Origin of the sequence: Paenibacillus sp. FSL L8-0436 (assembly GCF_038593025.1) — a bacterium.
Taxonomy (GTDB): domain Bacteria; phylum Bacillota; class Bacilli; order Paenibacillales; family Paenibacillaceae; genus Paenibacillus_AQ.
In genome coordinates, this window is record NZ_CP151955.1 from 5,384,399 (window position 1) to 5,398,312 (window position 13,914).

Sequence of the window (13,914 nt, forward strand, 5' to 3'; positions counted from 1 at the left end):
TTAGGCCTCCCGGGCTGTTTTGTAGTTTTGGCCAATTCTGTCTGCCGCGGCAATCGCAGCTGCAACTTCCTTTACTGTGATAGGGAATGGCATCGCATGAATGGATTCTTCAGGAATGCAGGCTTTTTCAGCGACTTGAAGCAGTTCTTCAGCCGTAATATGATCTACGCCGATATCCGCCAGGCACACAGGCAGCCCTACCTCCAGACAAAAATCCAGAACCTGATGCAATTCCTCCGTCGGGGCGTTCTCCAGCACCAGTTGGGCAAGTGTGCCGAAGGCAACCTTTTCCCCGTGATAGTAGGAATGTGTTCCTTCCAGAATGGTTAAACCATCATGGATCGCGTGTGCGCCGCCCAAGCCTGCGCTTTCAAAACCAAGACCCGACAATAAAATATTAGTCTCCACGATATTCTCCAGCGCCTGTGTAACCACATTACTATCACTGGCTATCTTCGCTTTCGCCCCGTCTTTAAGCAGCATTTCATAACATAGGGTTGCGAGCGCGAGCGCTGCGTTCGTGCCTACAGCAGGGGCACAGTGGCCTTCTCTTGAGCCCATGGGCAGACTGGCGTTCACTCTCGAATAAGACTTGGAGGTCGCTCTTGCTTCAAAATAGGTGGACAAAGCGTCCCCCATCCCTGCCACAAGAAAACGTGTAGGCGCATTGGCTATCACCGTTGTATCTACCAAAACAACACTAGGACTTTGCTTGAAATAGGCATAATCATCAAAAGCACCCTCCGGTGTATACAGTACGGCTGAATGGCTGGTAGGCGCATCGGTAGCGGCAATCGTCGGGCAAATGATCAGAGCTTCCCCCTGGGCCACGCATTTGGCCGCATCAATCGCTTTGCCTCCGCCCAGGCCGATTGTACAGGTACAGCCCTTCTCTGTCGCAATAGCCTGTAATCTGGCGACCTCCTGACGTGAGCACTCTCCCTTAAAACCGCTTTCAACAAAGGTGATGTTAAACTTCTTAGACGTAGCATCGAGCTTATCCTTTACCCGTTTCACATCATCGGGATGGGCAATCAACAAAGCGGAGGAACCAAATGAAGTTACAAAGTAGCCAAGATTTAATAACTCGTCTTCACCTTGAACATATTTAGTTGGACTAATAAATGCTTTTCTCATGAATCTAACGCCTCCTGTTTTTTATAACAAATTTTATTAATTAATTAGAGTATAAAGCAGGATATTGATCTTGATAGTGGAATATCATAACCAATAATTATAATTCTTAATCGTAATTATTTGCACTGTGCAGTAACAATGGTATCCTCTTGCCATAAAGAAGGTCCTTATTATACGATTCTAAATCGAGGGGTGATTTTTTTGATGCAAGAGTCCTTAAATATAAGCAAATTTTTGGATCTCAAAAAATGGAAGCGGCTTCAGGATTCCTTGGCTACCGTTACCAAGCTGGCTATTTTGACGGTTGATTACAAGGGAATCCCTGTGACCAGCCACAGCAGCTGCCAGGCTTTCTGTCAGAATGTGCGGAAGGATCCGGAGTTGCTGCCGTTTTGCCAGAAGTGTGATTCCCGCGGCGGGCTTGAAGCAGTTCGATTAAATGCACCTTACGTTTATCTATGCCACTTTAATATTATAGATATTGCGATTCCGATCACTGTGGATGATAAATACCTGGGTGCTGTGATGGCGGGGCAGGTCAAGCTTTCCGATCCTGAGAACGGTACAGATCTGGAGCAAATTGTATCTTCGCCAAACAAATCATCACATCTGCTCAAAGGGAATCAATTGAAGGTTTACTACGATGATATACCAACGATGACCTATGAAGAAGTCGTGAAAATATCCAACATGCTGTTTCTCCTATGCAACTATATTATCGAAGAGGCACTCAACAAAAATCTGCTGGTCGAAATGTTCGAGAAGGCTGCCGGAAACGATGAAGCCCTAAACCTCTCCACTATTCTGCCCGGCTACACCATTAAAAATATTGAGTCGATCAAAAAAGAAATGACCAATGCCATCGCGGATGCCTACCTTAAAAACACATCCAGTGATATGAGTATTTGTACAAATCCGATCTTTAAACCCGCCTGGGATTATATTTACAATAACAAAAGTGAAAATATAACATTAAGTCATATGGCTGAGCTATGTCACATCAGTCCCAGTTATTTCAGCAGACTTTTTGCGAAGGAAACGGGAGAAAACTTCACCACTTATTTGGCAAGGCTTAAGGTAAAATGGGCGAAGCAGCTGCTCGAAGTGACCGATATGCCCGTTTCTCAAATCAGTGATGAGCTGGGCTTCAATGAACCGGGTTATTTCATTAAAATCTTCAAAAAATTCGAAGAGATCACACCTGCTCTTTATCGTAAAGGTTATCGGGAAAATCAGGGTGTCAGCTAAATGCAAAGGTGGTTTCTCAAATGCCGTGAAACGGATGCTTAAGACCCATCGTTTTTTGAGCAGGATCAACGTGAGCACTTGGGTGGACGCTCCACGAACGGACCGTTGTTCCAATCGCTGTTGTCCCCAGATTTTTTTGATTCTCCTTAGCGGTGAAAATCCGGGGACAAAGGCGAACGCTGCCGCTTTTCCACAATCAGTCCGTCCTCTCCGCTGTTTGAGCGGAACAAGTTTCTGCAATCATACGTGTTTACATTGTATACTCAGCTTTCACCACAGGAACAGAAAAAGCAATAAACAATGATTTCATATCAACTACCTACTGATATTTCAAGAAAATGGGGGTTATTAGTACATGAGTATTGAATTTAAAAAAGTGAGCGACTTTAATCGAGGAATACTCTTTGACTTATTGAAAGATACATATTCATTTGATTGCAGATATGAGCAAAGTTGTAATGCTGATTGGCAAGTTTTTGACAACTTTTTCTTTGACAATTTGCAAATTGCAGATAAATATGGGTTTATCACAACACTAAACGATGAAGCCATCGGATTTGTTTCATGGGACCCGAGAAACATGCCTGAGTATGTAGAAATTGGTCATAACTGCATTGCTTCAAAACACAAAAGCAATGGTTATGGTAAAATACAGCTTCAAGAAGCGGTCAATAGAATCACCCAAAATGATGTAAGAAAAATAATTGTAACCACAAATAATGACCTAATCCCTGCTCAACGAATGTATGAGAGTGTTGGGTTCACAATATATCAAAAAAGGGAAAATCAAAATATTGCAGAGTTTGTTGGTGAACACATAGATTATGTATATTTTTGCTGAAGCAAGCCGCAATGGAGCAAAAACGAAGAGCAGCGATTCCCCCCATTATTGGAGAATCGCTGCTCTGTTTCACTTATTGTGGTTTTTAGAAAAATGAACTTAATAACTACACAAAAGGGCAAAAGTAACGGAGGGGAATTTTGGAACTGGAGGAGCGGTAGTGACCGCCTGAAAGCTTTCCGAAGGAAAGCTAGCATCGAAAGCATAAGCAGTCTCCGGATTTCAACCGCATAGGTTAAATCAAGAAATCTGGGGACAACAGCGGCCGGAAGTCCAAATATTCACCGTAGTTACGTCCTCGCCCAAATGGGGAAATCTTATATTCAATCTATATAATATATTCACGCTATTGACGCGCTCTAATTCCGCAGTACTTACATTCCCACAGCTGAGGATATCGCGGCAAAGACTGCAGCCACCAGCCACAAGATTGGAAACAGCTTAAGGATGACTTTGAGCCACTGCCCAAAATTAATCCGGGCGATTGCCAGACCTGCCAATAATACTCCACCTGTTGGCGAAATCAGATTGGTCAACCCATTGCCAAATTGATAAGCGGTTACGACCGCTTCACGGTTGACACCGACCAGATCGCCCAATGGGGCAAGCACGGGCATTGTTAATGCTGCCTCACCGGAGGAAGAAGGAACCAGGAACGTGATAATATTATGGACGACCAGCATGATGGTAGTGAACAAATAGTTCGGCAGACCTTTAAGCAGGTTTGCCAGTGCATTCAGGATCGTATCGATAATCATGCCGTTCTCAGCAACGACAAGTATTCCCCGGGCCAACCCTATAATGACCGCCGCATAGATGAATTCGCCACAGCCCTTTACGAAGTTCTCAGCGATTTCCTTCTGATTCATCTTGGTGACCACACCCGAGAAAATACCAAGTACGAAGAAAAGGGCACCGATCTCGGTCATATACCAGCCCTGGGTCATAATTCCCCACACAATCAACCCCAAGGTAACGATAAAGCCGCCAATGATGAGTTTATCCCGATGGGTGAAGTTCACCTCTATACCTGAGTTTTCTTTAATAAAGTGCTGGCGGTTTAAAATGTCATTCTGGAATACAGCAGATTTCTCCGGATTTTTCTTCACCCGCTGCGCATACCACATGGTAAAACCGATCGATATCGCAGTGAATACAACCCATTCAATAAATCTCAGCCATAGCTGTGGGTTTCCTTGCACTCCCGCTACGCCTTGGGCAATCAATACCGAAAACGGATTAACGGTGGAGCCGACATAACCGATCTGTGTTCCAAGAAATAGGATGAGGATGGCCGTGATGGAGTCAAAACCGAGTGCAAACATTAAAGGAATGAAAATGGCGTAAAGAGGTATTATTTCTTCACTCATTCCGAACGTGGAACCTCCAAGGCTGAAAATGACCATCGCTATCGGAATCAGTAATATCCCTTTTTGTTTGAGCCGTCCGGCCAAGGCCATCAGCGCCCGGTCAATCGCTCCAGTCTGCAAAATAATCCCGAAGGCTCCGCCCACAATAAGTACGAAGGCAACCACATCAGCGGCATTGATAATACCTTCCATAGGCGCACTGGCGATTTGTGCAAGGCCCTGCCTCAAATCTCCCTCTTCACTGACTTTCGCTACAGAATGATAGGTTCCCGGGATAATAGTTGTCTTGGCAGAACCATCTACGATGACTTCCTGCCGGTCAAATTGACCGCTCGGGACAACCCAAGTCAAACCGGCAATAGCGATTATAATCAAGAAAATCAATGTATAACTATGAGGCAGAGACCATTTTATTTTACGTTTAGAGGTTTCCATTCTATCCCTCATTCCTAGAAGCATCGTAGGTGATTTTTCCGGCAGCGATAGTTAATACGACATGTGCGTCTCTGATATCGGCAGCTGTTGCATCCAGCAGATTGCGGTCAAATACAGCAATATCGGCATATTTCCCCGCTTCTAAAGTTCCCGTGCTCTCTTCCATACCACAGTGTCTGGCCCCGTTAAGGGTCCATGCCTTTAAGACTTCAGACGCTGGCATTCCCTGTTCAATATTCCAGCCTTCAGGTGGCGACCCATCAGGAAACAACCGGAAAGTGGCTGCGTAGATCGAATCAGGAACACTAGTCAGGAACAAAGGTAAATCAGTGCCAATCGTTATGGGGATGTTCGCATCCAGCATGGACCGGTAGTCATAGAACCGGCTTTCATTCGCCTTTCCAGCCACAGCCGCCATATAAGCATCTTCATAGGAGGGATTTAACAGCAGGATCTGGGCATACACCTCGGCGAAAATCCCGTTTTCCCCCATCCGTTTTAAATCATCGGGGTGAGGGTATTCCAAATCACTTATAGAATGTTTAATCGGATGATCCCCCTGGTTTTGCTGGCAGGTTTCGAGCATATCTACCGCTCTCCGAATTGCTGCATCCCCTTCAGCGGTAAGACAGCACTTGATTCCATGCCTGTCTGCTTCAAATACTGCAGCTTCAATTACGTCATAGTCAACCGGCTGCAAAGTAGTTACTCCTGGCAGATCTGCGTAAGGCTCCAGCATATCCCCTGTATGATCAGCCACAACACCGTCTATCATCAGCTTGAATCCCTGAAAGCGGAGAACCTCCCCTTGATAGCGTTCTTTATATTGAATTCCGGCGCGAATATCAATCGGCTGCAGCACAGGCTCCAGCGCAAAATGAAACCGCAGCGGCAGTTCCCCGGCAGCTTCCAGTTCTTCAAGAACCGGCAATAAACCGCTGTGCTGGTCAAAGCCTATATCTTTTATGGAGGTTACACCCCGCTTGGCAAGCATCCGGGTGAAATCCAGAAACTCTTTTTTGACTAATTCCCGATCCTGCATCATTTCATACAGCAAGCTGGCACGCGCCTCAGCACTGCACTGTTCGGGGGTGAACTGATATTTATCCTGGGCAATTTGGTTCATCCAGCAATAATTTTTCGTCCGATTCATGGCAATAACGGCCCTTTGAGGAAAAGCTATATCTAATATACTTTGCTCTGGGAGCTTTCCCCATAACTCCCGGCTCCAACCGTAAGCGTATACATTTTGATCTTCAGGTTGTTGTTCCGCTTCTTCTATAAGCAATTGCAAGGCATCTTCTATAGAGGCTGCATTTGTCAGATCCACGCCACGGTGCAAGGACATATATCCGGTGAAAAACACATGATTATCATGCACACCAGGCATGATCAAAGTATCCCTCAGATGATGAACAATCGTCTTCGGTCCGATCCAGACTTCTGCCTCTGCCGGATCACCGACCGCGGCAATCCGTTCACCTTGCAGGGCGATGAATCCAGGCGAGGCATCCTCCTCTTTTCCTGTAAACACGGCACTAGACATTAGTACTCTTTCTGCAAAACCATGTTCAGCTGCTCCCATGATCTCTCCGCCTTAGTTCAAATTTATAATACGACTTATAACGTTATACTATAGCTACTGCTTCTCCATCATTAGAAGAAACAGTAGCTTTTACGTATTTGAAATTCCAGCTGACTTTCATGAATTACAAAGTAAATTGGTAACGGTCACCAATAATGAACTGCTTCCCTACATGAACCGGCTTACTATTCTGGTCGTAAATAATGGTGTTCATGTAAAACAGAGGCTGGCCGATCGGAACTTCCAGTAATTTCGCCTGAGGTTCGTCCGCCAAGACAATTTGTAATATCGTCTCTCCCGGCTGGTTTGGATCAATATTATATTCGCTGCGCAGCAGCTCATATATCGAACCTTCAAGATTGGCCTCCATTAAGAAAGCGAACCGTTCAAACGGATAATAGTTATTTTCCAGCATCAGCGGTTGTTCGCCGGCATATCTCTGGCGCTGAATATACAGCACAGACTCACCTGGCTGGATTTGCAGCCGCTCTGCGGTATCTGCATCGGCTTTCAGCTTTTTTCTCTCCGTGACTACGCTATGCGATGAAACTCCATTTGCTTTGCAGGCAGCCGTAAAACTGATAATATGCTCAATCTTCCGGCCGATCTTGGGCCTATTCACAAACGTGCCCTTGCCCTGCCGCTTCGTCAAATATCCTTCTCTCACCAATTCTTCTATCGCTTTGCGCACAGTAATCCGGCTCACATTATAGGTCTCGGCCAGCTCAATTTCAGTAGGTATTTTATCCCCTTGATTAAAGCTGCCGTTGGCGATTGCGGATTGAACTGCGTTTTTCAATTGAATGTATAATGGCTCAGCATTTTCTGCATTTAACATGGTTTACCCTCACTTGTTATATAACGTTATATTACTCTTTCCTTAGAGTAACAAACGATTCTCTTTTTCACAAGCAAAGATAAGCGTGTGCCTTAATAATGGGCTCCGAATCCAAATGAACCCTCTACCAGACAGCTTTTGGCAGCTAATCGTGAACCTTCCTTCATTGCGGCTTGAATATCTCCGTCCTTAAGCATGCTTAGTAAAAAGGCCGTAATATAGGAATCCCCCGCTCCCATCGTGTCCACAGCATGGATGAATTCCGGAGATTGATAATAAAAGTCTGCTCCATCATAGGCGATAGACCGGTCTCCGCCGCGTGTTGCAACTAATACCTGGCCCTCTCTCTTGCGTTTGGAACGGATATAACTTTGGGTCGCTTCATCCGTCATATGGCTGCAGGAAAAGAAGGCAAAATCGGCATTACCGATATAACGTTCTACTTGCTCTTCCTCAAAGTCATCGGAAAAATCAAAGGAAAGAGGAATCTTCAGCTCATTCAGCTCAGCAAGCAGATGCCCGGTGTGGCTGTAAAGCCCCGTATGAATAATATCGAACCCGCGGATGTATTCCTTATCGTCTTCACTAAGTTCTATGGGATGAAGTCGGGTAACCCCGCCTTCATTGCTGCCGAGAAAAACTCTTTCCCCGTTCTCCAGCGTTACACGTGCACATCCATTTTCACCACTGTGATGTCTGCAGCGCGTGGTATCTATCTCCAGCTGTTGCAATGTATTTTCTACCAGCCTTGCCTCAGCATCATCACCGAACACGCCGAGGAAGGCCGCATCCGCACCCTCTCCTTTGGCAAAAACACTGAAATTGAGTGCATTGCCACCGGGGTACATCATACGCAGATGAACATACTTGTCGACCACATTATCGCCGATCCCTAATACTCTCATAGTTTACACTCCCGTTCAGTAGGCTACTTTCCCCATATAACGGCGGGTTTCCAGCGGATGATTTCTTATTTCGGCCAGAGCCTCGCGGTAGACGCAGATAATACTGTAGAACAATACCGGATTAAAGAATTCCACGACTTCATCGGCAATAACACCTAAGCCAAGCTCTTTAGCATCAATCACTTCGACTTTTTCAGCATATTGATTCAGGAAGGTGCGTGCGCGTTCATCCAACTCACGGGTGCGGCCTTCATTAATCATTAAGATGAATGGAGTTTCTTTGTCGGTCACTTCGAAGGGACCATGGAAAAATTCGCCGGAGTGGATAGCCGCTGCATGAAGCCACTGCATTTCCATCAGCGAGCAGATCGCAAATCCGTAAGCATGACCATAAGAAGCTCCGCTTGTCAGGATATAATACAACTCCTCGTTGCGGTACTTTTCGGCAAATACACGGGCTCGTGGAGCAACCTGCTTTTTACCCTGGTTAATAATACCGTTAATGGTTTGCAAGCCTTTTTGAAAAGCGTCAATATGCGCATAACCTTCAGTCACATGCAACAATTCTACAGCGAGCTCCAGAATGATAGCCATCGGATTGTTTTTGACGTCACTGTCATCTCCCCATTCATACAGGAAAGAATAATCGGAATAATTCAGCAACGCGGCCTCCTGATTATGGGTTAAGCCAATGGTATGTGCGCCATTTTCTTTGGCAGCCTGTGCAGCAGCCACCGATTCCGGCGTATTTCCGCCATGAGAACAAACAATGACTACCGATTGTTTGCCCAGACGTTTAGGCAAAGCATGAACAAACTCGTTAGCCGTATATAGACCCGCTACCAGTTTTTTCGCTTCGCTTTCAAGAAAATACTTTGAGGGATACATATCAACCAGCGAACCTCCGCAGGCTACAAAATAAACCTCTGAAATCCCCTTGTTTACTTTTCCATGAATAGCTTCAACAACCTGATGTACATTCATTTGATTCTCTCCTTTGTATAACGTTATATAACGTATTACTTACGAGATAAATATAACCGCTTTCAAAAAAGGTGTCAAGCCCCCTTTGGGCCCAATCCCAAAAAAAACTCCTCTCCAGAACTTGTGATTAGGCAAGCCCTGAAAAGGAGTATTATTGTTTGATTCGCCAGATCTTCGGATTAGCGTTGATACGTCTAGGAGAAAGAAACCTTGGCACCTATAAAGTAGCCAATTGAAACAAAAAGGAGTGACCAGGTCAGCGCACATGCAACGGATATACATACATATTTTTTGAAGGGCATGGCACTGATACCGGAAATATAACTGGCAACATGCCTGACCCCCGGAATAAAATAGGCAAAAGCAACCGTCCAAATTCCAAAGCGTATAAACCATCCCTTGACTCTGATAAACCTCTTCGGGGTAAGCCCAATCCACTTGCCGTATTTATTCACTACCGGTTGTCCCAGCCGCAAACCAATGGTGTAGCTGATCATCATTCCTGTTATAGACCCTATGCAGCCGATCAGTACCGAAAGTGTGAAATTCAGAACCATAATGGACGACAAATACCCTACAAACAACATCAACACTTCATCAGGTACGGGAAGTCCAAGAATTCCAAGCGCCAAAAGAGCAAAAATTGCTAAATAGCCGTAATGTGAAATTAACTCCATCATCCAAGGCATCAATATTTCACTTCCTGTTGAAGTTTTTTTTGAAAGAAGGGAAGGGAATCCGGCTGATCATCATTATAGACAGCATCAACATTAATACTACTATGTATTCCGGTTTCATCCGTCCATCCAGCAAAGAGATCATCGAAAGGATCACCCCTGCAGCAGTAATCGGCATTCCTACGAAACCCTTCGAAGAAGCTGATATATTAAATCTGGCCAACCGCAGTGCGCCGCAGATCAGGAAAGCAACTGCAGCCAGGGTCCCCAGCCACTGAACATTTTCCAGCTTGTACAACAAAATCAGAAACGCAGGAGCCAATCCAAAGGATATGATATCTGCCAGTGAGTCCAATTGCTTGCCGAAATCGCTGGTGCAATGCAGCCACCGGGCCAGCAAACCATCGATTACATCACACAAAGCCGCTAACAATATCATGGTTAATGCCAAACTATATCGTTCTTGAATTGTGAAGAGCAAAGAGAATGCTCCAATTCCCAAATTTGCCAGAGTAAACATTGAAGGCAGCCAATTCCATTTCATGCTGTCTTACTCCTTTCGCTACAGTACATGTATTGATGGGATTAGCCTTCAAATCTAACCATAGATTTGACGCCTTCCTCGATATTTTCCACTGCATAACTACAGCCATGCATATCCAGTATCCGCTTTGCAATGGAAAGCCCCAGTCCCGTTCCACCTGTCAGCCGGCTCCGGGAAGGCTCAACCCTGTAGAACCGCTCCCAGATTTGCCCCAGCTGATCTTCGGGTATCGATTCACCTTTATTATGAATAGAGAATACAGTAGACTTCTCATCGCTCTGAACATTCACGGTTATGGTACTTCCATCTTCGGCATGCCTGATTGCATTGGTTAGAAAATTAAGAATAACCTGTTCGATCCAGCCCGCATCCGCGTATACCGGCAATTCATTAGCAGGAATTATCATCACCTGCAGCTGCTTTTCCTGCAGAAAGTGAATCAGCCTGTCCGCTACCTTTTCCGTCAGTTCCGTCAGCATGAAGGAGGTCTTCCGGAGTTTAGTCGTCCCCGACTCCAATCTGAACAAATCCAGCATATCATTCACAAGAAATCCCATTTTTTCAGATTCCTCTATAATGACCTTAATGTAATAATCCTGTTTGGCAGCACTTACTCCGTCTTCTAATCCTTCGGCAAATCCTTTAATAATGCTTAGAGGCGTCTTCAATTCATGAGAGGCATTGGCAAAAAAGTCCTGCTGCATGGTCTCCATTTTTTGTTTGCGCTCCATATCTTCGACCAGCTGCTGATTGGCCTCCCTCAGCTCACTCAAGGCGGAGTCTAAACTTTGTGATAAGGTGAACATGCTATTGGACAAGCTTCCAAGTTCATCCTTCTGCCGGATGGAGGGATGTCCTGTAAAGTCCAGGGAAACCATACGTTTGGCAATTTTGTTCAGCTTGATCAGTGGACGGGCTACCATTTTAGAATAGAAGTAGGACAGTATAAGAATAAATACAAAACCTCCGATTCCGAGATATAAAAAGAACCAGCGCAGCGCATCATTCGAATCCTTAACCTCCTGTAAGGAAGTGACAGTGAATAACAGATCAATATCTCCGTTGCGTTGCTGCACAGGCAGAATCATCACAGAGTTGCGAATCCCCCCCCAAGGAGCTGTCCAATCCGCTTTTTGCATTTGCAGTCCTTTGAACTGTTCCACCCGGGCCTCAGACAACGGAAACCACTCGTCCAAGGCCTCAAACAGGATGCCCTGACGCGGATTCCATATTTTCAGGTTAGGTAAGACGATTTCCGTGACAATACCGGAAAATTGGGTGTCTCCTCCCTCTGATTCATCCCCAATGGCTGCGGCCCCTTGTTTTTTTATACTAGTGGGAAATATGAGCTCCGGTGAGGAGGCATCTCCTTCAATCAGCTGATCTCCTTGAATGGTCAACGGATCATCCAGCTTAATATTCGCTGCACTGAACTCATCTCCATACTGATTGATGAACAGGGATAAAGAAACAGCTATGATCTGGCCGTCTTCATTCATAACCTTCATATGAAACGGGTCTTCCGACTTCATCTTGCCGTCCAGCTTCATAATAACCAGCTGCGTTTTATTGCGCAGCATGAAGCGGGCAAGCTCCTGAGAAGTCCTGGTCGTATCCCACGACTCGCTTGTGTAGCTTGACCCAAAGCTCTTGAGATGCTTCTCCACGCGGTTTTCCTTCTGCTGCTGATAGAAGCTGTCAAAGAAAAACAGCTGGCTCAAAATCACCATCCCGTAAAAGCAGACAAAAAACACAACTGTCATCACGAACAGCTTAAAGGTAATTCCCCATCTTTTCATGCCTCGTCCTCAAATATGTACCCGGTGCCAATCACCGTGCGAATATAGCGTGACTCATACCCCAGCTTACTTCGCAGTTTTTTGATGTGGCTGTCCACTACACGGGAATCGCCTTCGAATTCAATCCCCCATATCCGGGTAAGGATCGTGTCCCTTGAGATCACAATGCCCTTATTTCGGATCAACAGCCATAACAGATCATATTCCTTAGGAGCAAGCTCCACTTCCATGCCAGCAACCTCAAGCCGATGGGCCAGCGTATTAAACATCGCGGAACCAAACTTCACGATGCCGGATTCCGGCAAATGGCCTCCTTCGACCCGTTTCATTAGCGCATTGGCCCGGGCTATCAGTACTTTTGGGCTAAACGGCTTCGTCACATAATCATCCGCACCCAGTTCAAAACCGTGAATTTTATCTTCATCTCCGGATTTGGCCGTCAACAATATGATGGGTATCGCTGCCTTTTTGCGAATTTCCCGGCACACTTCAAAGCCGTCCATCTTGGGGATCATAATATCCAGAATCAGCAGATCCGGTTGCAGCGAATCAAACCAGCTCAATGCATCTTTTCCATTATCCGCTTCTTGTACTTCCCAGTCGTTCTTTATGAAATAATCAGAAACAAGTTCACGAATGCGGCTTTCATCCTCAACGAGAAGAACTTTCTTTTTCAATATAGTCCCCGCCTTCAAACCATTTTTATATTTTCCAGCTTAATCGAGTGATATGTCCTTCATGTGTCCTTAGACAGAACACCCCCCCCACTTGATTCTACAGATACAAGTCGAGATATAAAAGTGTTGATTGTGGACGCTGGTGAAACTGGAAAAGGTGGATTGAAACTAGAGCATACCTTCAAACTGGAAGAGCTCTGGGGAAGCAAGGATTTAGTATTGAAAGTAGGGGCCTTAAAGGCCCGCAGCGGGTTCGTTTACTCGTAACGGACTCAGGAGGCGCTATGGAGAGTAAAACACCTGTTTATTCTCTTTTGCGGACCCAGGCGACCTTATCTGCTCTGCATTCTATCTAAAAACGGTCAGCAGGGAGAAATAACTGCGCTGGAGTCCGGTGTCCTCCTGTAACAGGCTAAAATTCCCAAATAGTTGCAACTCGGTCCGTTCGTGCTCAGAGCCAGGAATACACTTTCCGGACGTACACACACGCCTTCGGAAAAAGAGCGAAGTCATTGAAATACCGAGGCGTAAGCCTCTAGCGAAAAAACTACCTATATAGATTGAACTTAAGGTTTTAGAGTACAAGATCAGTCGCAACTACGGTGAATATTTGGACTTCCGGCCGCTGTTGTCTTCAAATTTCTTGATTTGAACCGCTATTAGCGGTAGAAATCCGAAGACTGCTTATGCTTTCGATGCTAGCTTTCCTTCGGAAAGCTTTCAGGCGGACACTTCCGCTCCCGTCCGGATATTTCGCAAGGACCTGCTACCCCGCTGCCAAAATAACAGCAGTACCAAACACTGCTTCAGCAAGAAAGACCCCGACGCGACCTTCATGCGGAGCAGCCAATGACAAAACAAAAACAGCGACCCT

Annotated in this window: 12 protein-coding genes; 2 read left to right on the forward strand and 10 right to left on the reverse strand. The window is 45.6% G+C overall.

Annotated features, from left to right (window positions below; all coding sequences use genetic code 11):
- Positions 1-1,137 carry a glycerol dehydrogenase gene (locus NSS79_RS24795; protein WP_341118982.1) on the reverse strand — a complete coding sequence of 379 codons (1,137 nt, stop codon included), beginning with the start codon at positions 1,135-1,137 and terminating at the stop codon, positions 1-3.
- A 201-nt stretch (positions 1,138-1,338) separates the two neighbouring features.
- Between NSS79_RS24795 and NSS79_RS24800 the strand changes: the two genes are divergently transcribed.
- On the forward strand, positions 1,339-2,385 hold the full coding sequence (locus tag NSS79_RS24800) for a PocR ligand-binding domain-containing protein (protein WP_342436547.1): 1,047 nt from the start codon (positions 1,339-1,341) through the stop codon (positions 2,383-2,385).
- Between the two features lie 355 nt (positions 2,386-2,740).
- Positions 2,741-3,226 (forward strand): GNAT family N-acetyltransferase, encoded by a 486-nt coding sequence (locus NSS79_RS24805; protein ID WP_342436548.1) that lies wholly within the window; start codon positions 2,741-2,743, stop codon positions 3,224-3,226.
- Positions 3,227-3,600: 374 nt separating this feature from the next.
- On the opposite strand, the gene NSS79_RS24810 is transcribed toward NSS79_RS24805, so the two are convergent.
- From NSS79_RS24810 to NSS79_RS24850, 9 genes are all read right to left on the reverse strand, one after another.
- The gene (locus NSS79_RS24810) at positions 3,601-5,031 is read right to left on the reverse strand and encodes a YfcC family protein (protein WP_342436549.1); all 1,431 of its coding nucleotides are present in this window, start codon (positions 5,029-5,031) and stop codon (positions 3,601-3,603) included.
- A 1-nt stretch (position 5,032) separates the two neighbouring features.
- On the reverse strand, positions 5,033-6,616 hold the full coding sequence (locus NSS79_RS24815) for an amidohydrolase family protein (RefSeq protein ID WP_342436550.1): 1,584 nt from the start codon (positions 6,614-6,616) through the stop codon (positions 5,033-5,035).
- Between the two features lie 124 nt (positions 6,617-6,740).
- Positions 6,741-7,454, reverse strand: coding sequence for a GntR family transcriptional regulator (locus tag NSS79_RS24820; RefSeq protein WP_342436551.1), 714 nt, complete (start codon positions 7,452-7,454; stop codon positions 6,741-6,743).
- A gap of 92 nt (positions 7,455-7,546) precedes the next feature.
- Entirely contained in the window at positions 7,547-8,359 is an 813-nt protein-coding gene (locus NSS79_RS24825) for a PfkB family carbohydrate kinase (protein WP_342436552.1), read from the reverse strand.
- A 15-nt stretch (positions 8,360-8,374) separates the two neighbouring features.
- Positions 8,375-9,343, reverse strand: coding sequence for an SIS domain-containing protein (locus NSS79_RS24830; RefSeq protein ID WP_342436553.1), 969 nt, complete (start codon positions 9,341-9,343; stop codon positions 8,375-8,377).
- A gap of 194 nt (positions 9,344-9,537) precedes the next feature.
- Complete coding sequence (locus NSS79_RS24835; protein WP_076114416.1) at positions 9,538-10,032, reverse strand: DedA family protein; 495 nt, start codon at positions 10,030-10,032, stop codon at positions 9,538-9,540.
- Between the two features lie 7 nt (positions 10,033-10,039).
- A complete protein-coding gene (gene pssA, locus NSS79_RS24840; RefSeq protein WP_342436554.1) occupies positions 10,040-10,564 on the reverse strand; it encodes a CDP-diacylglycerol--serine O-phosphatidyltransferase in 525 nt (174 codons plus the stop codon).
- Between the two features lie 41 nt (positions 10,565-10,605).
- Positions 10,606-12,363, reverse strand: a complete 1,758-nt coding sequence (locus tag NSS79_RS24845) for an ATP-binding protein (RefSeq protein WP_342436555.1) — start codon at positions 12,361-12,363, stop codon at positions 10,606-10,608.
- The gene (locus tag NSS79_RS24850; RefSeq protein ID WP_342436556.1) at positions 12,360-13,040 is read right to left on the reverse strand and encodes a response regulator transcription factor; all 681 of its coding nucleotides are present in this window, start codon (positions 13,038-13,040) and stop codon (positions 12,360-12,362) included. Before NSS79_RS24850 ends, NSS79_RS24845 begins: the two co-directional genes overlap by 4 nt.
- Positions 13,041-13,914 lie beyond the last annotated feature (874 nt).